At 68.6% G+C, this 25,200-nt stretch carries 2 protein-coding genes (1 of these 2 only partly in view); both read right to left on the bottom strand.

Going from position 1 to position 25,200, the window contains the following annotated elements; translation table 11 throughout:
* Window positions 1-17,173 carry the 5' portion of a non-ribosomal peptide synthase/polyketide synthase gene (locus tag L1892_RS20765; protein ID WP_235725593.1) on the bottom strand. It extends 7,805 nt beyond the left edge of the window, so 17,173 of the gene's 24,978 nt are visible here — the first part of the coding sequence; the start codon lies at window positions 17,171-17,173; its stop codon lies beyond the left edge, outside the window.
* Window positions 17,170-25,200 carry a non-ribosomal peptide synthetase gene (locus L1892_RS20760; protein WP_235725591.1) on the bottom strand — a complete coding sequence of 2,677 codons (8,031 nt, stop codon included), beginning with the start codon at window positions 25,198-25,200 and terminating at the stop codon, window positions 17,170-17,172. Before L1892_RS20760 ends, L1892_RS20765 begins: the two co-directional genes overlap by 4 nt.

Genomic DNA, 25,200 nt, shown 5'->3' with positions numbered 1-25,200 from the left:
CGTCGAGGGCACGCTGCCCGCGTCCGGCGATCGGGGTGCCAACCGCGATGTCGGAGGTCGCCGACAGCCGGGCGAGCAGCACCGCGAGGCCGGCGTGGACCACCATGAACGGGGTGACGCCCCGTCCGGTGGCGACCGCCGAGATGGCCTCGACCACGTCGGCAGGGATCTCGAACGACACCTGATCGCCGCGTTGGGAGGCCACCACCGGACGGGGCCGGTCGCCGGGCAACTCGAGCACATCGGGAAGGCCGTTGAGCTTGCGTGTCCAGTACGACAGCTGTTGTCCCACCACTGAATTCGTATCGCCGACCGAGCCGAGTTCGCGGTGTTGCCAGAGCGCGACGTCAGCGAACTGTACCTCGAGCGGGGCGAACGTCGGGGCGTCGCCGGCCTCCCGTGCCGCGTATGCGGTCATCAGGTCGGCCACCAACGGCGCCATCGACTCGCCGTCGGCGGCGATGTGATGGGCGACGATGGCGAAGACGAATTCGTCGTCGGCGACGCGGAGCAGCCGCGCCCGCAGTGGCCACTGTTCGGTGACGTCGAATCCGGCGCTCACCGCGGTCTCGAGATCGGCGGTCGAGTCGACCTCGGCCCAGTCCAGGGTCGAGGTGGCCGCCTCGGCCGGGGCGATGATCTGCACCGGCACACCGTCGATCGCCGGGAACGTGGTGCGCAGGACCTCGTGGCGCACCACCACGTCGGCAAGTGCCGCACGCAGCGCGTCCACGTCGAGGCTGCCGGTCAGGCGTAGCAGCAATGGGACGTTGTAGGTCGACGCCGACGGATCGAACTGGTTGATGAACCACATACGCTGCTGCGCGAACGACACCGGAATCCGTTCCGGCCGCGGTGAGACCGCGGCGACCGGGGGCAGGCCCGCCCCGCGGCCGGCGACCGCGGCGGCCAGCGCCCGCACCGTCGGCGCCTCGAACACGTCGCGGACCGACACGTCGACACCGAACACGTCGGCGACCCGGGCAGCCACCCGCGTTGCCGACAGCGAGTTGCCGCCGACCTCGAAGAAGCTGTCGGTCGCGCCGACGCGATCGACGCCGAGCACCTCGGCGAAGACCGCCGCAACCGATTCCTCCGACTCGGTCTCGGGTGCCACGTAATCCGCAGCGATGTCGATGACCGGTTCGGGCAGCGCGCGCTTGTCGAGCTTGCCGACCGGGGTCAACGGCAGGGCATCGAGCACGGCGATACTCGCCGGCACCATATGCGAGGGCAGGGCCTGACCGACGAAGGTCCGCAGCTCGTGGGGGTCCACCGTGGTGCCGGCGGTCTCGCGCAGCACCACATAGCCCGCGAGTGCCGAGGCGACCGAGCCGCCTACGCCGATCACCACCGCTGACTCCACCGCCGGATGCGAGTTGAGTACCGTCTCGATCTCGCCGAGCTCGATGCGCAGCCCCCGCAGCTTGACCTGATCGTCGCTACGGCCGACGTACTCGAGCTCGAGTTCACCGGTCGGCCCGGGCCGCCAGCGAACCAGATCGCCGGTCCGGTAGAGCCGTTCGCCGTTGCGTCCGTAGGGGTCGGCGATGAACCGCTTCGCGGTCAACCCGGGTCGTCGAACATAGCCGCGGGCGAGCGCGCCGCCGGCCACGTACAGCTCGCCGGTGACGCCGACGGGCACCACGTTCAGACGCGAGTCCAGCACGAGCATGCCCACCCCGGGGATGGGTCGGCCGATGGTGATCGACTGCCCCGGGGCCAACGCCTCGCTGAGCGTCACGGCCACCGTCGTCTCGGTGGGACCGTAGGCGTTGAAGAACGCGTGTTGGGCTCCCCACCGGTCGATCATGGCCTGCGGCACCGCTTCCCCACCGGAGGCCACCGACCGCAGCTCGGGAACGGCGTCGGGGTCGATGGTGGCCAGCACCGACGGCGTCAGGAACAGGTGAGTGATGTGCTGGTCGCGAACGAACTGCGCGAGCGCCTCGCCGCCGACGACATCGGCCGGGCGATAGACCAGCGTGGCTCCCGACCGCAACGGCAGCAACCATTCCAGGATGGACGCATCGAAACTCGGTGACGCGTAACCCAGGATCACCGAATCCGGTGTGACGGCGAACCGGCGCAGCTCCGCGTGGGCGAAGTCGACCAGACCGCGGCTGGTGACCTGGACACCCTTCGGCGTTCCGGTCGAGCCCGACGTGTAGATCACGTAGGCAATCGCGTCGACCTCCGGCGTCCCGTTGCACTCGGCCGCCGACAGCGCGGCCGTGTCGTGCGTCGCGACCTCGCCGACGATGTCATCGGCGTCCAGGCACTGCCAGTCGACGGTGTCGCCCAGGCCCGACCGCCGGGCCGTGGTGGTCAGACCGAGTTCGGTCCCCGAATCGGACAGCATGTAGGCGATCCGGTCGGCGGGATAGTCCGGATCGATGGGAAGGTAGCCCGCGCCGGTCTTCGCGACCGCCCAGATCGCGGTCATCAACTCGGCCGAGCGCTCGATGGCCACCGCCACCAGCGTCTCCGGCCCGGCGCCGCGCTCGGTCAGCCACCGCGCGAGCTGATTGGCGCGCGCATCGAGTTCGGCATAGGTGAGGCTGTGGCCGCGCGGATCGCGCACCGCCACATTGTCGGGATGTAAGGCGACGGCTTCGGCGAAGATCTCGCGCAGCACCATCGGCGGCGCATCGGGTGCGCCCCCGGACACCGGGGCCAGCGCCGCCCTCTCCCGTTCGCCGAGTAGGTCGATGTCGCCCACGGCGGCCGAGGAATCGGCCACCATCGCCTCGAGAATCCGCAACCAGGCGGTCGCGAAGCCCCGGATCGTCGCTTCGTCGAAGATCGACCGGGCGTAGATGAAGTCGACGCTCATCGGGGTCGATTCGGTGCGGTCCGAGACGCCCACCGACAGTTCGAATTTGGCGATCTGGTCGGGCAGTTCCAGCGGTTGGACCACGAGGCCGGCGCCCTCGAGGGCGGTCATCGACTCCTCGCCGTCGACGTGGCTGAACGCGATCTGCGCCAGCGGCGGGAACGCCGTCGAGCGGGTGGGGGCGAGTTCGTCGATGAGTTCCTCGAACTGGACGTCCGCGTGGGCAAACGCCTCGAGATCCTCGGCACGCACGCGGGCCACGAGGTCGGCCACCGAGGATGCCGGATCGACCTGCGTCCGCAACACCAGGGTGTTTACGAACATGCCGACCAGATCGCCCAGTGCGGCGTCGGTGCGTCCGGCGATCGGCGTGCCGATCACCACATCACTCGTCGACGCCAATCGCGAGATCAGGATCGTCAGCGCCGCATGTGATGCCATGAAACCGGTGACACCCTGCGCGTGGGCGAACTCGTCGAGTTTCGCGGCCAGCTCGTCGTCGAGCTGCACCGTCACCACTCCGGCGGTGGTCTCCATCACCGCCGGTCGGGGCCGATCCATCGGCAGGTCGGTGACCGACGGCAGTGACTGCAGATGTTCGCGCCAATAGCCGAGCTGCTCGGCCATCCGGCTCGACGGGTCGTCGGCCGTACCAAGCGTATCCCGCTGCCACAGCGCGAAATCGGCGTACTGGACTGCGGGCGCCGGTGCCGTCGGCACCGTATCGTCGATCCGCGACAGGTACGCGCCCATCAGATCTCGCACGAACACTGCCGTCGACGCTCCGTCGAAGGCGATGTGGTGGACCGTCAACACGACGTCGACGGTGTCCGGACCGACACGCCGCACCCGTCCGCGAATCGGCAGGTCCTCGGTGACGTCGAAGCCTCGCGCGACCGACGTGGTGAGTTCGGCCGCATCGTCGACCACCGACCAATCCAGCGCCGCACGCGCTGCACCCACCTCGAGGATCTGCTGGTATGGACCGTCCGCATCGAGCGGATAGACAGTACGCAGCACCTCGTGCCGTTCGAGCACGTCGGAGACCGCAGCGACCAGAATGTCGAGATCGAGATCACCGGTGAGCCGCATGGCCATCGGGATGTTGTACGCGGCCGACGTCGGGTCGAATCGGTTGATGAACCACATCCGGGCTTGCGCCATCGACAGCGGCAGGCGGTCCGGGCGCTTTCCGGCCACCAGCGGGGCCAACGTCTGTTCACGCCCGGCCACCGCCGCCACCAGCGACCGGACCGTGGGGGTGTCGAACAGGTCACGCACGGAGACATCGACACCGAGTTCCTCGGCGACTCGCGCCGCGACACGCATCGCCGACAATGAGTTGCCGCCGATGTCGAAGAAGGACTCGGCGACGCTGACCCGGTCGAGACCGAGCACTCCGGCGATCACCGCGGCGACCGCGGCCTCCGCGTCGGACGCCGGCGCCTCGTATTCGCCGATCTCGAACACCGGAGCCGGCAACGTCTTCCGGTTGAGCTTGCCCGAGCTGTTGAGTTCGATGTCGTCGAGCAGCATCCACACCGAGGGATGCATGTACTCCGGCAAGCGGTCGGCGACGACCGCCTGCACCGCCGCCTGATCCACCGTCGCCGGTGCGATGTAGGCGACAAGGTGCTGCGGACCGGTCGGTGCGTCGACGACATCACATGCCGCATGCACCACCCCCGGTGCGGACGCGATGACCGACTCGATCTCGCCAAGTTCGATGCGCTGGCCGCGCAGCTTCACCTGGAAGTCGGTGCGGCCCAGATATTCGATGGCGCCGGACGCCTCCGGTCCACTCCCGGCCCGGGTGCTCCAGCGCACCAGGTCACCCGTCCGGTACAGCCGGGCGCCGGGGGGACCGAACGGATCGGCGACGAATCGTTCGGCGGTCAGCGCCGAACGGGACGCATAGCCGCGGGCCACCTGCACACCACCGATATAGAGCTCGCCAGGCACCCCCGGCGGCACCGGACGCAGGCGCGCGTCGAGCACCCGGGTCGAGGTGTTCCACACCGGGCCACCGATGGTGATGTCGACGGCCTCGGTGACGTCAGTCGAGGTGACGTCGACGGTGGCCTCGGTGGGACCGTACAGATTGTGGATCGCGGTGTGCGGCAGCGCCTCATGGGTCTGCCGGGCCACCGCGGGCGGCAGTGCCTCACCCGAGGTGAGTAGCCACCGCAGCGTGGTGAGCTGCGCCAGTTGCGCGACGGGGACCACGTCGAGGAACACCGACAGCATCGACGGCACGAAGTGCACCGAGGTGATGGCTTCGGCGGCCATCAGATCGGCGATGTAGGCCGGTTCCCGGTGCCCACCGGCCCGGGCGATCACCGTGGTCGCACCCACCATCAGCGGACCGAACAATTCGGGCACAGACACGTCGAAGGTGAACGGGGTCTTGAGCAACACCCGATCGGCCGGCGACCAGTCGAATTCGTCGACACACCAGCGCAGACGGTTGGCCAGCGCACGGTGGGTCACCGTGACGCCCTTCGGCCGGCCGGTGGAACCCGAGGTGAACAGCGTGTAGGCGGCGTCGTCGGGTCGCAGCGGGCTGCGTCGGTCCCGGTCGGTCACCGGAGGCTGCATCGACTCCACTGCAGCCGCGGCGTCGACCTCGATCACTCGCATGCCGGGGACATCGGCTGCGACGACACCCGACTCCCGGGCGGCGTCGACGATGACCACACCGACTCCGGCGGTGTCGATCATGTACTCGGCACGATCGAGCGGCGCATCGGGGTCGATCGGCACATAGTGTGCACCGGCGGCCAGCACCGCGTTGACCGCGATGACCATCGCGGCCGAACGCTCCAGCGAGACACCCACGGCCGCACCGGGTCCGACACCGGCGGCGATCAGTTCGCGGGCCAGGATCGCAACTCGGTCGGCGAACTCACGGTAGGAGATCTCTCGCCCGTCGACGGCCAGAGCCGTCGCGTCGGGGGCGTGGTGCGCCTGACCGAACACCGCATCTCCCACCAGCTCAGCGGGTACATCGACGACCGCGCCGGTCGACCATTCCGCGACCGCGCTCTGCTCGTCGTCGAAGATGATGGCGGCGTCGCCGATCGGGAGTTCCGGTGTGGTGAGGAGATGATCGAGCAATGCGGTGAATCGCGCGGCCAGGCGGGCCACGGTCGCGGATTCGAACAAGTCGGTGGCGTAGACGATCGAACCCGTCCAGTCCGCTCCCGACGGTGCCGAACTCACGGTCACCGACAGGTCGAGCTGGGCAGGCACCCAAGCGGGTTCGACCGATCGCACCGACAACCCGGCGATCGGCAGGTCGGTGTTCTCCGCCGACGCCGCCGGATCGAAGGACAACATCACCTGCGCCAGTGGGGCGAAGGCCGCCGTCCGCGTCGGGTTGACCGCTTCGACGACCGTCTCGAACGGCACATCGGCGTGCGCGAAGGCCTCCAGGTCGGTCACCCGGACGTCGTCGAGCAGTTCGGCGAAGGTGGTCGCGGGATCGATCGCGGTACGCAGGATCAGCGTGTTGACGAACATGCCGACGAGCGGGTCGAGCGCCGCCGAACCGCGGCCGGCGATCGGGGTCGCGATCGTGATGTCGTCGTGTGCGGTGAGCCGACCCAGCAGCGCAGCCAGCCCGGCGTGCACGACCATGAACGGGGTGACGCCGAATCGTGCGGCGACGTCGGTGATCTGATCGCCGAGCGTGGCCGGCAACGCGAACTCCACCCGCGCACCGACATGGGATGCGACCGCGGGTCGCGCATGGTCGGCGGGGAGTTCGAGGACATCGGGTGCTCCGCCGAGAGCCTCGGTCCAGTAGGCCAGCTGTCGGGCCACCGCCGAGTCCGCCTGCTCGGGTGACCCGAGCGCGGTGTGCTGCCAGATCGCGTAGTCGGCGAATTGCACTGCCAGCGGCGCGAACTGGGGCGACCGCCCCTCCGACCGCGCCGCGTAGGCGGAGACCACGTCGGTGACCAGCGGCAGCATCGATTCACCGTCGGCCGCGATGTGGTGGGCCACCACGGCGAGCAGGTACTCGCCATCGGCCACCCTGTGCAACCGGACACGCAGCGGCCGATCGACGGTGACGTCGAATCCGGCGGTCATCGCGGCCTCGAGGTCGCCCTCGGAGTCCACCAGTGCCCAGTCGAGGTGGTCGGCGACGTCGTCGACCGGGCCGATGACCTGCACCGGCACCCCGTCGACGGCCGGGAAGGTGGTGCGCAGAACCTCGTGGCGCACCACGGTGTCGACGACCGCCGCGCGCAGCGCCGCGATGTCGAGGCTGCCGTTCAGGCGCAGTACCACCGGGATGTTGTAGGTTGGGGTGCCCGGCTCGAAGCGGTTGATGAACCACATCCGGGTCTGGGCGAACGACAACGGGATCGGCGACGGGCGAGGGGTGATCGCCACCAGCGGCGGTAGTCCCGCCTCCCGCCCGGCGACCGCCGCGGCCAGCGCCTGCACTGTGGGCGCCTCGAAGAGATCCCGAACCGAGACGTCGACGCCGAACGCGTCGCCGACTCGGGCGGCGACTCGCATCGCCGACAACGAGTTGCCGCCGATGTCGAAGAACGAGTCGGTGACGCTGACGCGGTCGAGCCCGAGAACCTCGGTGATCACCGTCGCGACCGCCTGTTCCGCGTCGGTCTCCGGGGCGATGTGGGTGGCGGTCTCGAAGACCGGGGCCGGCAGCGACCGACGGTCCAGTTTGCCCGCGCTGTTGAGCGCGATGTCGTCGAGCAGCATCCACACCGTCGGACGCATGTACTCCGGCAGGGATTCGGCGACGGCACCGCGCACCACGGCTTCGTCGACCGTCGACGGCGACACATAGGCGACGAGATGCTGTCCCCCACCGGGGGTTTCGACAACCGTGCAGGCCGCGTGCACCACTGCAGGCGCGGCGGCGACAACCGATTCGATCTCACCGAGTTCGATGCGCTGACCGCGCAACTTCACCTGGAAGTCGGTGCGCCCGAGGTACTCGATGGCGCCCTCGGTGTTCCAGCGAACGAGGTCACCGGTGCGATACAACCGCGAACCGGCGGCCCCGAACGGGTCGGCGACGAACCGCTCCGCGGTGAGGCCGGGGCGGGCGGCGTACCCGCGCGCGACCTGGACGCCACCGAGATACAGCTCTCCCGGGATGCCCGGCGGCACCGGCCGCAGCCGGGCGTCGAGGACCAGGGTCGAGGTGTTGGACACCGGCACACCGATGGGCACCACCTCGGTGGCGTCGGTGACGTCGACGTAGGCCACCTCGACGGCCGCCTCCGTGGGCCCGAACAAGTTGACGATCTGCACCTGCGGCAGCAACGTGTGGGCGCGCGCGACCACCGAGGGCGGCAACGCCTCACCCGAGCAGAACAGCCACCGCAACGAGCTCAACGCCGAGATCTTCTCCGCCGGCACCACATCGAGGAACACCGACAGCATCGACGGCACGAAATGCACCGAGGTGGCACGCGTGCCGGTGATCAGATCGGCGATGTAGACCGGGTCGGCGTGGCCGCCCGCGCGCGCGACGACGACCGTCGCGCCGGCCATCAGCGGGGCGAAGAGTTCCGGCACCGAGACGTCGAAGGTGAACGGGGTCTTGAGCACCACCCGGTCCCCCGACGCCCACGGGTATTCGTCGAGGCCCCACCACAGCCGATTGAGGACCGAACGGTGCGACACCGTCACACCCTTCGGACGGCCGGTGGAACCGGACGTGAACAGCGTGTAGAGCGCATCGTCGAGCCGCAGCGGTGCGTGTCGGTCCGCGTCGGTCACCGGCGCGACCGCCAGGTCGACGTCGTCTGCGGCGTCCACCTCGATCACCCGCACCGAGGGCCCCAGACCGGCTACCGACGCCGGAGCGCCGTGCGGGCCGACGAGCACGGTACGCACACCGGCCGTCTCGACCATGTACTGCACCCGGTCGGCGGGGACGCCCGGATCGATCGGCACGTACTGCCCACCGGCCGCGACCACGGCGTGGATCGCCAGCACCATCTCGACCGAGCGATCCATCGAGACACCCACGGCGACGCCGGGTGCCACACCCGTCGCGATCAGCTCGCGCGCCAACACGGCGGTCCGCGCACCGAGTTCGGCGTAGGTCACGGTGCGGTCGCCGAACATCAGGGCGACGTCGTCCGGTGTCCGGGCGACCTGCGCGGCCACGGCGTCGGCGACCGTGCCTGCCGGCACACTCACCTCGGCACCGGTGGACTGCTCGACGATGTCGGCGCCGGTCCCGGACAGCAGATCGACGTCGGCGATCAGCGTCTCGGGTGCGCCGGCGGCCTGTCGCAGGATCGCCACGACCGCGTCGGCGAACACCGCGATCTGCGCATCGGAGAATGCATCTGGCAGATACTTCAGGGTGATGGACAGTTCCTCGCCCATCGGTGACGTGATCATGTTGAGCGGGTAGTGCGTGGAGTCGCTGACCTGCGCCTCGCGGATGTCGAGGCCGCCGGTCGCCGCCGCGTCGGTGGTCGACAGCGAGTCGGTGTCCACCGGATAGGACTCGTGCACGGTCAAGGTGTCGAAGAGTTGCCCGACACCGGCCAGCGCGGTCAGTTCCGGAAGGCCCAGGTGCTGGTGGTCGAGCACACTGATCTTGGCGTCCTGGAGCCCGGCCAGCACCTCCCCGACCGATGCGGACGGGTCGACGTCGACGACCGCGGGCAGGGTGTTGATGAACAGTCCGACCATCGTCTCGACCCCGTCGAGGTCGGCCGGGCGTCCCGAGACCGTCTCGCCGAAGGTGACGATCCGGTTGCCGGTGAGGCGCGACACGAGCAGCGCCCAGGCGAACTGCAGCACCGTGGCCATGGTGGCGCCGTGGGACCGCGCGAGGCGCTCGAGTGCGGCGGTCAGCTCGGCATCGACCACAACCGCATGGTTGCGCGGCAATGACTCCCGGGTCGCCTCGACGCCGGGTGCCACCAGGGTGGCGCCCTCGACGGGCGCGAGAACTCGTCGCCACGCATCCCGGCCGGCCGCATCGTCAGCTGTCGCGAGACGGAGCAGGTGGTCGGCAAAATCACTGCCGCCGGAAGCGATCTGACCGGTGTAGGTGGCACCGGAGGCGTACAAGGCCAGCAAGTCGGCCAACACCAGCGGACCCGACCAGCCGTCGAACAGGATGTGGTGGTTGGTGATCACCACACTCACCCCGACCGCATCCCGGACGAGGACCACACGCAGCAGCGGCGGGTGCGCCAGATCGAACGGCTCCACGCGCTCGCGCGCGGTGTGTTCCTCGACCAGCCGACGCCGGTCCGCCTCGTCCACCGCACCGAGATCGACGGTGCGCCAAGGTACTTCCACAGTGTCGGGGATCACCGCGACCACGGCGCCGCCGTCGGTGCGCAGGTAGCCCGACCGCAGGACGCGGTGATGGGCGACGAGCGCCTGCACGGCGTCGCGCAGCCGCGCCTCGTCGACGTCCCCGCCGAGCCGCAGGACCGCCTGACTGACGTAGACGTCCACCGCGTCGGCGGCGTCGGTGAGCGCCGATTGCAGATACAGACCCTTCTGCAGGGGTGACAGCGGCCAGATCGCGGCACCCGGGTGCAGTTCGGTGATCCGGTCCAGATCCTCCTGCGTCACCGACGTACCCGCGATATCCGAGGGTGACGGGCCGACGTCACCGTGGGCCACGACGTCGACGATTGCCGCGAGTTCCGCCGACCACCGTTGCGCGATACCGGCGACGTCGTCCTCGGTGAGGATGCCGTCGATGAACAGCAGATCGGCCGACAGTTCCCGGCCACTGCCGGTCTGCCGGGTACCGACGTTCACCGTCAGTACGTGCATCGCGGCCATCGCGCCCGACACCGTTGCGGGCAATGCCGGCGCATCCGGGTCCACCATGAAATCAACGACCAGGTCCTCGGTCGCGCCGGCGCGACCACCCGCGCCGAAGAAGTTGAAACCGATCGACGGCAGTGCGCGGCCGGCCAGGCGTTCGTCCCCGCCGAAGCGCAACGCGCCGAACCCGACCCCGCGGTCGGGTTGTCCCAGTCGCTGCTCCTTTGCCGCCTTCACCGCGTGCACCACGTCAATGCCCGGGTCGAGCGCCATCGGAGCGATGGTGGTGAACCAGCCGACCGTGCGGGACAGGTCGGCGTGGCGCGGGGGGTCGCCCTGCGCGACGAGCTCTTCGTAACGGCCGTGCCCCTCGAGCAGCACGCCGATCGGCGATTCGTCGGCGATACCCACCGAGTGCTGCCAGGACCGCACGGCACGGGCCAGCGCGGCCAGAAGCGCGTCGTTGACGTGGCCGCCGAAGGCCTCGGGCACCACCGTGACCAGCGCCTCGGTCACCTCTGCGTCGACCCGATGCCGTACCGAGCGCAGCGTCGAGAACCGATCCCGGGTCCGGTCGAACGAGGCGCCGAACCCAGTGGGCTCACCCAACCGGGCCGACCAGTACGCGACCTCGTCGGCCCGGTCGTCGGCCTGCTCGCTCATCGCGGCATGCCAGGCCTGTGCCGAGGTCACCTCGGGCCGCACCTGCAGCTCACTGCCCGACTGCAGTTGCCCCCACACGGTGATGATGTCCTCGATCAGGATGGGCCACGACACCGCATCGACCCCAAGATGATGGACGGCGAGCACCAGCCGTGCGGTGTCGGCGGCCGACACCAGCACCGCGGAGACCAGGACGCCTGCGGACGGATCGAGACGGGCCAGCGCGTCGGCGTGCGCGGTCTCGATCGCCGACTGCAGCTCCACCGATCCGTCGGTCGCCGGGGTGGATGTCGTGCGCACCACCGGACGCGATCCCACACCCGCGGTCGAGGTCCAGTGACCGTCGACCTCGGTCAGCCGCGCCGAGAGCATCGGGTGGGCATCGACGACGACCGACAACACACGCATCACGTCGTCGGCGGTGAGACGCTCCGGCGCGATCAGTACGATCGCCTGCGAGAAGTCCGCGAAGTCGGCTGCGGTGTCAGAGGATTCGAGCATCCACGACACGACCGGCGACAGCGCGATATCGCCGACCCCGCCGTGTGGGTCGGCCAGCAAGGGCAGGCGCTCGCCGCCCTCGGCGACCGCCTGTGCCATCGCGCGGACCGTCTTGTGCTCGAAGATGTCGCGCGGTGAAAGCGACAACCCGGCCGACCGCGCGGCCGACGACAACTGGATCGAGGTGATCGAGTCACCGCCCAACGCGAAGAAGGACTCGGTGACACTGACCCGATCGACGCCGAGCACACCGGCCACCACCTGCGCCAATCGCTCTTCCAGCGATGACCCGGGAGCGACGTAGTCCGTTGTATCGGTGTCGATCTGCGGGTCCGGGAGGGCGCGTTTGTCGAGCTTCCCGGCCGGCGTCAACGGCAACGAGTCGAGGATCTGGAGGCTGGCCGGCACCATGTGCGCCGGCAGACGTTCGGCGATGAAGCCACGCAGCGCGGCGACGTCGACGCCGGGATCCGTGGCAGCCGGGTCGGCCACCACGTACCCGGCCAGTGCCGAGGCCACCGAACCGCCCACGCCGATCACAACCGCCGAGGACACCGCCGGATGCGACGCCAGGACCGCCTCGATCTCGCCGAGTTCGATGCGCAGGCCGCGGAGCTTGACCTGATCGTCACTGCGGCCGACGTATTCCAGCACCAGATCACCGGATTCGTCGCGGCTCCACCGGACCACGTCGCCGGTGCGGTACATGCGCTCGCCGGGCGCGCCGTAGGGATCGGCGACGAACCGCTCGGCGGTGAGCCGGCGTCGGTCGAGGTAACCACGTGCGAGGGCCACCCCACCGGCGTACAGATCGCCCGCCACGCCGACGGGCACGGCGTGCAGCCGTTCGTCGAGCACCATCAGTCCCACACCGTCGACCGGGCCACCGATGTGCACCGGCCGGCCGGCCCGCAGCGGAGCACTCATCGCCACCGCCACCGACGCCTCGGTGGGGCCGTACGCATTGAAGAACCGCAGTCGGTCAGACCACCGGTCCACCAGGGACTGCGAGACCGCCTCGCCGCCCGACATCAACACCTGCAGGCCGGGAACCGACCCGGGTTCCAGCGTGGAGAGCACCGTCGGGGTCAGGAAGACATGGGTGAGTCGTTGCTCGGTGATGAACGCCGCCAGCATGTCCCCACCGAGTACGCCGTCGGGCCGGTAGATCAGCGCACCACCGGCCACCGACGCCAGCAACCACTCGAGGATGGAGGCGTCGAAACTCGGGGAGGCGAAGCCCAGGATGCGCGACGACGGCCCGGTACCGAAACGGACGACCTCGGCGGTGGCGAAGTTGTGGATGCCGCGATAGGTGACCGACACCCCCTTGGGTACGCCGGTGGACCCGGAGGTGTAGATGACGTAGGCCGTGGCGTCGAGATGCCGCGCGGCCGACAGTTCGTCGGCACGCAGCGGCGCGGAGTCGAGAGTGTCGAGAACCCCTGCGGCACCGAGCTGTTCGACGGTGGACCACTCGGGACCGGCCGGCAGCCGATCGTGCACCCGCGCCGTGGTCAGGCCGATGCGCACCTGCGAGTCGGTCAGCATGTGTTCGATGCGCTCGGCCGGGTAGTCGGGGTCGATCGGCAGATAGCCGGCGCCGGTCTTGGCCACCGCCCACATCGCGACCAGCAGTTCGGCGGAACGTCCGACGGCGAGCGCCACCAGCGACTCGGTCCCGACGCCACGCGAGATCAGCCAGCGGGCCAGTTGATTCGAGCGTTCGTCGAGTTGTGCGTAGGTCAGCGCGGCGCCGGTGTCATCGGTTACCGCCGGACGCTGCGGATGGCGAGCGGCAACCTCTGCGAACACCTCCGCGAGATGCCGCGCCGGCGCGCCCACCGCTCCGGCGACCGGAAGCAGCGCCGCCGCCTCGTCCTCACCGAGCAGCGCGACATCTCCCACGGCCACAGCGGGGTCGGCGGTGAGCTGATCGAGGATCCGGACGAACTGGGCGGCCATGTGGTCGGCGGTGTCGGCATCGAACAGGTCGACCGCGTAGATCAAGGTGCCCTGCCAGCGATCGCCGGCATCGGTGACACCGACGGTGAGGTCGACTTTCGCCGGGATCTCCTCGACCGGAACCGAACTCACCGCCACACCCGCGACATCGTCGGCGAGGACACCGGTGGAGAACTCGGCGAGCACGGACTGGTCGAACGACAGCAGCACCTGGGTCAGCGGCGCGAAGGACTCCGACCGAACCGGTTGCAGGTGTTCGACGACCGTCTCGAACGGCACGTCGGCATGCGCGAAGGCCTCCAGGTCCGTGGCACGCACCGAATCGAGCAGTTCGGCGAACGACATCGACGAGTCGATCTGCGAGCGCAACACCAAGGTGTTGACGAACATCCCCACCAGCGGGTCGAGGACGCGTTGGCCGCGACCGGCTATCGGTGTGCCGACGGCGATGTCGTCCGACGCCGACAGCCGCGCCAACAACACGGCGAGACCGGCGTGCACCACCATGAACGGGGTCACACCGTACTCGCGGGAGATCACGCCGATCCGGTCCACGACCCAGCCGGGAACCTCGAATCCAACTTGCGCGCCGTGCTGGGTGGCCACCACCGGCCGCGGCCGGTCGGTCGGCAACTCCAGGACGTCAGGGAGTCCGCGCAGTTGGGTGTCCCAGTACGACAACTGCCGTGCGACCACCGAGTCCACATCGTCGGCGGAACCGAGGACCTCGTGCTGCCAGATCGCGAAGTCGGCGAACTGGACATCGAGGGGGACGAACTCCGGTTCGACCGTGGCCACGCGCGCCGCATAGGCGGTCACCAGGTCTGCCACCAGTGGCCCCATCGACTCGCCGTCGGCGGCGATGTGATGGACCACGAGGCCGAAGACGAATTCGTCTTCGGCGACCTGCCACAGCCGCGCCCGCAACGACCACTGCTCGGTGACGTCGAACCCGGCGCCGATCGCGGCCGCGAGATCGGCCTGCGATCTCACGATCGCCCAGTCCAGCCGATCGGTCACCTCGTCGGCCGGCGAGATGACCTGCACCGGCACGCCGTCAACCGTGGGGAACACGGTGCGCAGAACCTCGTGACGGATCACCACGTCGGTCAGCGCGACACGTAGTGCGTCGGCATCGACCGGCCCGGTCAACCGCAGCAGCATCGGGATGTTGTACGTCGACGCCGCCGTGTCGAACTGGTTGATGAACCACATCCGCAGCTGCGCGAACGACAACGGAATCCGTTGCGGCCTAGGCTCTACGGCCAGCACCGGGGCTACGCCCACGCTACGGCCACCGATCGTCTCGGCCAATCCGCGCACCGAGGGCATGTCGAACACATCACGCACCGAGAGTTCGACGTTGAACGCCTCGCCGGCGCGGCCGACGATACGCGCGGCCGCCAGGGAGTTTCCGCCGAGATCGAAGATGGACTCGGCGACACTGATCCGCTCGAGCCCCAGCACGTCGGCAGCGATCTCGGCGAGGATCTTCTCGGTCTCCGTACTCGGCGCGACATACTCTGCGGCGCCGGTGATCTGCGGTTCCGGCAGTCCCCGCCGGTCGAGTTTGCCGTTGACCGTCAACGGCAACTGGTCGAGCACCATCACGACGTCGGGCACCATGTAGCCGGGCAGCGACGCCGCCGCCGCGATCCGCACATCCGACGGTGTGGCGGCGTCGTCCGCCTCGAGTACGACATAGCCGACCAACAGCTCGTCGCCGTTGTCGCGACGTTTCACCGCGACTGCGGCGGCATCGACTCCGTCGGTGCTCAACAGCGCGGTCTCGACCTCGCCGAGCTCGATCCGGAAGCCACGGAGTTTGACCTGCGCGTCGGAGCGGCCCAGATACTCGAGGGTTCCGTCGCGGGAGATCGCCAGATCGCCGGACCGGTACATCCGGGATCCGTCTGCGGCGAACGGATCGGCCACGAACCGGATCGATGACAGACCGGGACGGCCGAGGTAGCCACGGGTGACCTGGGTGCCGCTCACATAGATCTCGCCGGGCACACCGTCGGGCACGGGCCGCAGACGATCGTCGAGCAGGTGGATCGTCAGGTTGGGCAGCCCGGTGCCGACATCGGAGCCCTTGGCTGTCTCCACGAAGTCGGGGTCCAAGGCCCGGAAAGTCGAGTGGACCGTCGTCTCGGTGATGCCGTACATGTTGACCAATACCGGCCCGACCCTGCCTTCACTGGCGAGACGGTCGGCGTACCACCGCTTGACCTGAGCGAAATCCAGTGCCTCACCGGCGAACACCATGTAGCGGACACTGTCGGCCAGGTCGTTGGGCGCACCTGGGCGGACGGCGGCGGCCAGCTGATAGTAGGCCGACGGGGTCTGGGAGACGACGGTCGCGGCTTCGGTGGTCAGCAGGCGGGCGAACTCATCGGGGCTGCGGGTGGTGAGGAAGTCCACGACCACCAGACGTCCGCCGAACAGCAGCGGACCCCACATCTCGAACACCGATACGTCAAAGGCATAGGAGTGGAACATCGTCCACACGTCGTTCTCGGTGAAGCCATAGTGCTGTTGCGCGGCCGCCATCAGCGCCACGACGCTGCGGTGTTCCACCACAACACCTTTGGGTCGACCGGTGGAGCCGGAGGTGAAGATCATATACGCGGCGGTGCGGTCGTCCACGACTGCGGGAAGCTCGGCCGCACCGGCGTGTGGGTGTTCGATCAGATCGGAGATGGTGTGCCGCGCAACGTCGAGGAAGCCCAGTGCTTGGCGACCGTCGTGATCGGTGATGACCAGTGTCGGGCCCGCATCCTCGACGATGAACGTCAGCCGGTCGGCGGGATGAGAGGTGTCCAGCGGCAGATAGGCTGCGCCGGCCTTGAGAATGCCCAGGATCGCGACCATGACGTCCACCGTGCGCGGCGTCGCCAGACCCACCACGGCACCCGCCGACACGCCGGCGGCCAGCAGTCCGGCTGCGACGCGGTCGGAACGATCGTCGAGTTCCCTGTAGGTCAGCGCACCGTCGTCGAGGTCGGTGACCGCGACCCGATCGGGGTGACGGTGCACCGCCGACCGGAAGATACCCGGTAGCGACTGCCAATCGGTGGTGCCGGCGATCGCACACGCGCGTTCCCGGATGCCGTCGGTGGCCGATCGGATCGCCGCCGCGATCCCCGCCGGATCGAGTCCGTCCTTGGGTATCAGAGCGGTGACGATGGCGCTGACCGCGGCCTCGGTGTCCATCCCGCGCGCCTCGAACACCGCGGCCGTCGCCGACACCCGCATGAACAGGTCGGCGAAGGACACCTCGGCTCCGTTGGCGTCGAGCGCGACGGACTGCGGTGCGAGCTGCGCCGCGATGGTGATCAGGTCTCGCGTCGGTGGTCGTCTTCCCCATACAGCAGAAATGTCCACCGCGTCCACACCGATCCCTGTCACGTTCGTTCGCTGCCTTCCGACTCAGTGGAATCTGTCGCATGGTCGCCCTGGGCCACTACCCTCCCGGCACGTTCGCGCAACTCGTAGAGAACCGCGTCGAACTCTTCGGGTCCGGCCTCCGCGAGGCCGGGTATCAACGTCATCGCCGCCATCGTCAACGCCGAGTCCGCGTCGGGCGCAGTGGGACTCATCGCCTGCATCATGATGTCGAGATCACCGAAGCTCAGCGCGGGTGGCCCGGCGACCGCCGATGCGGCGGGGTCGGCGGCCGACGCCTGCGCCACGAGATCGGCGAGCGCCACCTCGGCCACGGTGTCGTCGACCGCGCTGGCGAGGAGCTCATCGTCGAGACGGATACTGACGTCGCCGACATGGAGGTCCGGATCGGTGGTGACCGAATCCAGCACCTGCACGTACCGTGCCGCCAGCCGCTCGATGGTACTCGGGTCGAACAGGTCTGTGGCGTAGAGGAATTGCGCCCGCATCCCGCCACCGCGACTGTCGCGCTCAGGGTCGTTGGGGAACAGGGTCAGCTGCAGATCCACCTTCGCCGAGGTCAGTTCCTCCCCGATGGGTGCGACCGTCAACCGGTCGAACTGCAGGGTGGGGAATTCGACATCCTGGAAGGCCAACATCACCTGATAGATCGGGTTGTACGACGTCGGAGGCTTGGGCAGAGCGCGCGCCACGATGTTGTCGAAGGCCACGTCGGTGTGCGACATGTCGGCGAGGTCCTCGTTGCGGACTCGCGCCAGCAAGTCCACGAAGGGCTCGGACGGGTCGATGCGGGAACGCAGGGCCAGGGTGTTGACGAACATACCCACCACGTCGTCGAGGCTCTGCTCGCCGCGGCCCGCGAACGGCGTACCGATCACCAGGTCGGTGGCACCCGACATCCGGTTCAGCAACACCGCGAAGGCAGCGTGGATCACCATGAATGATGTCGTATGGTGTTGGCGCGCAACCATTTCGAGCTGCGCAACCACTGCGGCGGGGATTTCCAGGTCAACCGCAGCGCCACGGAAGGTGGGCGACTTCGGCCGCGGGTGGTCATGCGGCAGATCCAGTCGCTCCGGGACACCGGCCAGGCGATCATCCCAATAGGCCAGCTGACGCTCTTCCTCGGTGGTGCCCTCGCCATCGGTCACCGCGAGACGTTCCGACAGCCACAGGCTGAAGTCGGCGTACTGCACCGGGAGCGGCTTCCACGCGGGTTCGGCCCCGGTGTTGCGTGCCGCGTACGCCGTCATCAGATCGCGCGCCAGCGGCGACATCGACGCACCGTCGGCGCTGATGTGGTGGATGACGAAGACCAGAATGTGCTCGGTAGTCGACAACCGCAGCAACACCGCACGTACCGGCGGCCGGGTGGTGATGTCGAATCCTTCGCCGGTCACCTCACCGATGGCATCCTCCAGCGCGGACCCCACCTCCCGGACCTGCACCGTCAGCTCGCTCTCGACGACATCGGCGGGCAGGATCACCTGGATCGGCTCCCCGTTGATCATCGGGTAGGTGGTGCGCAGCGACTCGTGGCGGCGCACCAGGTCGGCGGTGGCCAGCTGTAATGCAGCGACGTCGAGATCACCGGTCAACCGCAACGCCATCGCGACGTTGTAGGCCGCCGATCCCGGGTCGGCGCGGTTGATCAACCACAGCCCGCGCTGCATCCCCGACACACGAACCAGCTCGGCACGACTGCGGGCCAGCAACGGTGGCGCCCCGTGACCGGTTGGGCTCGCCGCCAACGCCTGTGCCAGCGTTGCGACGGTGGGACGTTCGAACAGCAACTTCACCGGCACCGGCCGGTCGAGCAGGGCCGACAGCCGCGAGGTGACCTTGGTCGCCGACAACGAGCTGCCGCCGAGGTCGAAGAAGTCGGCGTCCGCACTGATCCGATCCTGCCCGAGCACCTGCCCGAAGATACCCGCGACCACGGTCTCCATCTGCGAGCTCGGTGCGCGATACCCGATCGTGGCGGAGAAGTCCACCGGCGGTAGCGATCTGCGGTCGATCTTGCCCGATGTGGTAAGCCGGAACTCCGAGACGACCACCAGCGAATGCGGCACCATGTAGGCGGGCAGGTGCACTGCCGCCTGCTCCAGGATGCGCTTGGGGTCCGCCGTCGCCCCGTCGACCAGACGCGCGTAGGCGACCAGCACGTCGTCGCCGCCGGGCCCCGGCACTCCCAGGCTGATGACCTCGCTGACCATGGGATGCCGCGCGATGGCGGCATCGACCTCGCCTGGCTCGATCCGCAGGCCGCGGATCTTGAGCTGGAAGTCGGTGCGTCCCACGTACCGTAGCGCGCCGGACGTGGTGCGGACCACCCGGTCACCGGTGCGGTACATGCGCTCGCCGTCGCCGAACGGATTCGCCACGAACCGCGTCGCGGTCAGGTCTGGCCGACCGTGATACGCCTGCGCAAGCTGTATGCCCGACAGGTACAGCTCACCGGGGACCCCGGCGGGGACCGGCCGCAGCGCCGGATCCAGTACCAGCGCACCGACTCCGGGGACCGCACGGCCGATGGTGACCTCGTCCCCCTCGTGCAGGGGTCCGGCGGCGGTCGCCCAGATGGTGACCTCGGTGGGACCGTAGAGGTTGAAGAACGCGCGACCCGCGCGGGCCCATCGGCGCATCAGGTCCGGCGGGCAGGCCTCACCGACACTGATGACCCGCGACAGACTGGGCACCGCAGCCGGTTCCAGCGTCGCCAGCGCGGATGGTGTCATCACGGCGTGACTGACCTGATGAGTGTCGATGACCGTCGCGAGTTCGTCGCCGCCATAGACGCCGTTGGGGCTCACCACGAGTTCGGCGCCGGTGCACATCGCCATCAGGATCTCGAAGATCGAGGCGTCGAAGCTCGGCGACGCGACATGAAGCACCCGAGACCGCTGATCCAGTCGCAGGATCTTCTTCTGATTGGCCACCACCGTGGCCAGGCCGCGATGACTCAACGCGGCGGCCTTTGGCTTACCGGTGGAACCGGAGGTGTAGATCAGATACGCCAGGTCATCGAGGACCGGCGGCCGGATGAGTTCGTCGGTGCGCACCCGCGCGCCGCTGTGTCCGGCGAGCTGCAGCTCCATGGTCTCGTCGTCGATCGACAGCCACTCGACCCCGTCGGGGGCCTTGCGGGACACCTCGAGGACCGTCAGCCCCAGCGCGGCCTCGCTGTCGGCGAGGATCTCCGCGAGCCGGCCGGCGGGATGAGCCGGGTCGATGTTCACAAACGCCGCACCGGATTTGGCGACCGCCAGCATGGCCATCACCGACTGGTGTGAACGGGGGATGCACAGGGCAACAACATCACCCGGACCGAGTCCACGGGAGATCAGCTCGCGGGCGAGTTGGTTGGTGCCGGCCTCCAGGGTGGACCAGGTGATCGTACCGGCGCCGCTGATCGCGACACCAGAGGGATTGGCCTGGACCACACCGTTGAACAGCAGATCCCGCAACGTCTCGGGGATCGCCGGGGTCTTCGGACGCTCGGTGAGTGCGGCGAACTCCGCGCCGGCCACCAGGTCGATGGTGCCGACCCGCCTGGTGGGGGCCGCGACCATCGCACGCAGCACCGTGACCAGCTGATCGGCGACCCGCTCGATGGTCCGCTGGTCGAAGAGGTCAGCGGCATAGGCGAGTTCGACGTCCAGACCGGCGTCGCGGACCTGATCGGTGACGGTGATCGACAGATCGTACTTGGCCGACTGCACACGGGCGTCGAGCATCTCCGCCGAGTCGGCCCATTCCTCGAGCGCGCGGGCCTGACCCGGATGCATGGTGAGAGAGACCTGGAACAGCGGGGTGTGGGCAGCCGACCGCTCCGGCGCCACGGCCTCGACGACCCGCTCGAACGGGATCGTCGCGTGCCGCATCGCGCGGGTGCGGGTGGTGTGCGCACGATCGAGCAATTCGGCGGTGGTGTCTCCTGGTGCGATCGCGGTACGCAGCACCACCGTGTTGACGAACATGCCGACGAGATCGCTGGTCTCGGGTTCGTCGCGTCCGGCGACGGCAGTACCGATCGCGACCTCGTCCACCTCGGCCCACCGTGCCAGCAGGATGGCAAATGCCGTGTGCAGCACCGAAAACGGGGTCACGTTGTGGTCACGTGCCAGCGCGCGGACGCCGGCAACCAGATCGGGCTCGATGGTGATGTCCACGTATCCACCGCTGCCGGTGGCCACATGCGGGCGCGGATGGTCGGTCGGCAGCGGCAGGAAACCGGGCAGACCGGCCAGTTCCTGCTCCCAGAAGGCCAGCCCGTCGATCGCGACCTCGGTCGGCTCATCGGGGGCGCCGAGCAGGCGGTGTTGCCACATCGCGAAGTCTGCGTACTGGACATCCAGCGGCGGCAGCGGGTTGTCGACGCCGTCGCGCCGGGCGGTGTAGGCGACGAACAGGTCTCGGATCAGCGGCACGAGGGAAAAGCCGTCACCGGCGATGTGATGCAGCACCACAACCACGACATATCCCGAGCCGTCACGCAGAATCCTTGCCCGGAAGGGGATCTCGTGTGCGAGGTCGAATCCACGAGCCGCCTCGGCGCCGATCACCTCGTCGAGGCGGCCATCGACGTCGACCACCTCGGTGTCCACCGATGTCGACGCCTCGGCGGCATCCAGAATCTCCTGAATCGGTTCCCCACCATGGGATCCGAACCGGGTGCGCAGGGTCTCGTGGCGCTGGATGAGGTCGCCGAGCGCCTGCTGCAGGGCCGCGACATCGACGTCGGCGCCGAGCCGTACCGCGCCCGGCATGTTGTAGGTACCGGCACCCGGATCCATCCGGTTGACGAACCACAGTCGCGTCTGCGAGTGCGACAGCGGAATGATCTGCGGGCGTGGGTCGACACGGGTGAGCGCCGGCCGGCCGTCGGCCCCGCCCGATCGAGAACGTTCGGCGATCTCACCGACGTCCACCGAGGTGAACACGTCGGTGAGATCGACCCGGACGTTGTGCTCCACTCGCGCTCGCGACACCAGGCGGGCGGCCATCAATGAGTCACCGCCGAGCGCGAAGATGTTGTCACGCAAACCGATTCGCTCCACCCCGAGCAGCTCGGAGATCAGCGAGGCCAGCGTCATCTCGACCGGTGTGCGCGGCGCCTCGTAACCGACGACCGGGGTGAGATCGGGAGCCGGCAGACTCTTTCGATCGAGTTTGCCCGCGGTACCCACCGGGAACTGGTCGAGCAGCACGGCCGCCGACGGCACCATGTGCGAGGGCAGATGGCGGCGACACCACGACAGCGCCGCAGCCTCGGTCACCGAGTCGTCGTCGGATCGCAGGTAGGCCACCAGTACGGGGCTGGGACCCAGGTCGGTACGGGGTACCACCGCGGTGGCGTCCACACCTGGCATCGCGTCGAGCACCGCTTCGATCTCACCGGGTTCGATCCGCTGGCCACGGATCTTCACCTGGAAATCGGTGCGCCCCAGGTATTGCAGCTCGCCGGCCGCATCCCAGCGCACTAGGTCGCCGGTACGGTACATGCGCGAGCCCGCGCCACCGAAGGGGTCGGCGACGAACCGGTCGGAGGTCAGATCGCTACGCCCCAGGTAGCCGTCGGCCAACTGGCAGCCGGCGAGATACAGTTCTCCTGCCACACCGGTGGGCACCGGACGTAGCCGGGTGTCGAGGACGTAGGTGTCGGTGTTGGCCACCGGCCGACCGATCGGCACCGGACCGTCGTCGGCCACCACGCGGTGCTCGGTGACGTCGACCGCGGCCTCGGTTGGGCCGTACAGGTTCACCAGTTCGGCGGTGGAGCCGTCGATCACCCGATCGGCCAGCAGCCGCGGCAACGCCTCACCGGAGGTGAACACACGGCGCACGGTGGCCGGCAGCAGGGTCTCGTGGCCCTCGTTCTGCAACACCTCGGTGTACACGTCCAGCATCGACGGAACGAAGTGCGCGACGTTGACCTCACGTCGGGTGATCAGGTCCAGCAGGTATTCGGGATCGCGATGTCCGTCCGGGCGGGCGATCACCATCCGCGCGCCTTCGGCCAACGGCCACAGCAGTTCCCACACCGAGACGTCGAAGGTGAAGGGGGTCTTGTACAGCACCCGATCCGCCTCGGAGAGCGGATAGTTCGCCTGCATCCAGGCGAGCCGGTTGAGGACCGCCGAGTGCGACACCTGCACACCCTTCGGCGTACCCGTCGAACCCGAGGTGAACAACACATAGGCGGCCTCGTCGCGCCCGCCGACCGCAGCGACGGCGGGCGGTTGCGCGGCCGCGGCATCACGGGCCACCGCATCGACGCCGATCGCGGAGAGCAGCGCGGCATCGATCACCACCGGAGCCGACACCGCATCCACGATGAGTCGTCGCCGCTCGTCGGGCTGGGTGGGATCGACCGGCACATAGGCGGCCCCCACCGTGAGCACAGCGTAGATCGCCGCCACCTGCCCCGGGCCGCGGCCCACCGACACGACCACGCGGTCGCCGCGTCCGACGCCCTCGGCGAGCAGATGCGCGGTGATCACCGCACGTAACTGGTCGAATTCGGCATACGTCCACTGCCGATCGTCGAACTCGACCGCGATGCGGTCCCCGTGATCGCGGACCTGACGCTCGAATGAGGTCAGCAGATGATCAACCGATTCCGGCAGCGCGAGCGCGGGCCCCTTGCCCAGCGCCAGCATCTCCGCACGTTCGTCGTCCATCAGCAGATCGACGTCGGCCACCAGGGTGTCGAGACCGGCGAACACCCGTCCGAGGAACACCAGGAACCGCTCGAGATGACCGCGCAACTCGTCCTCGGTGTACAGATGCGGATTGCCGTGGAAGTCGACGACCAGGCGTGCGCCGGGGCTGGCCTGGTACACGTTGAGGCGCAGATCCTCCAGGATGCCCGAGCTGAGGATCTGGTATTCGACGTCGGCACCGACCATCTCGATCGGCTTGTCGAAGAACATCAGATTGACGATAGGTCCGAAGGACGCCGTGTTGGCATCGGCCAGCCCGGCATCGATGCGGATGTCCTCGAACCGATATCGCTGATGGCGCAGGGCGCCGGTCAGTTCGAGCTGGCTCTGCTCGATGAGGTCGCGCATCGTCAGCCGGGACACGTCGCGGGCGCGGATCGGCAGCATGTTGGCCAGCATCCCGGCGGCATTCTTGATCTTCGCCGTGGCGCGGCCGGTCACCGGAAGGCTGAGAACCACATCGTCGGTGCCGGCCATCCGCGCGAGATAGGCCGAGAAACCGGCCGTCAGCAGGACGGCGGCCGAGGTGTTGAGTTCGGTGGCCACGCGGTCGAGCTGATCCTGGGCAGCAACGCTCATCCGGGCGCCGGCAACCAGATTGCGTGGCGACAGCGTGGCGGCGGCGGACTGCTGCGCCAGCGTGACCCGCTCGGGCAGATCCGCGACCCGGTCCACCCAGTGCGCCCGATCGGCGGCGCGACGAGTGCCCTCGCGGTACTTGATGTCGTCGGCGACGAGGTCGGCGAGGCTTGCGCCCGCCTTCGGCGCGTACTCGTCGCCCGCAAGCTCCGCGTTGTACCGGTTGACGACGTCGAGGACCGACATGAGTCCGGCATATCCGTCGAGTGCGATGTGGTGGGCCCGCACGTACCAGAACGACCGATCATCCGCGACGCGGATCAGCGTTGACACCACCAGCCGGTCACCGCGCAGATCCATTTGTCGTTGATAATCGTCATTCATCCATTGGTGCGCGGCGGCGACCGGATCGGGTTGATCGCGAAAATCGAGAAAATCGAGATCATTGTCGATCTGTTGATCGACAATCTGCATCGGGACGCCGTTGACCTCGACGATCCGGGTGAATGCGGACTCCCGGGCGCGACCGCTCTCCACCGTGACCCGACGGAACAGCTCGCGGTCGAGTTCCCGGCCGGCGTCGCGGATGTCGAGGTACTGAGCAACGGTAACGGAATAGTCGGCGGAGAGGTTCTCCGCGAACCACATCCCGCGCTGAGCAGCGGTGAGTTCGAGAGGGGTCGCTTCCGTGCCGTCGGCATCACGCGCAGTATGTGCTGACCCCAT

Origin of the sequence: Gordonia tangerina (assembly GCF_021556435.1) — a bacterium.
In the GTDB taxonomy this organism is placed as follows: Bacteria; Actinomycetota; Actinomycetes; order Mycobacteriales; family Mycobacteriaceae; genus Gordonia; species Gordonia tangerina.
The sequence above is the reverse complement of the archived record's forward strand: the minus strand, read 5'-3'. Positions and strand labels throughout refer to the sequence as shown.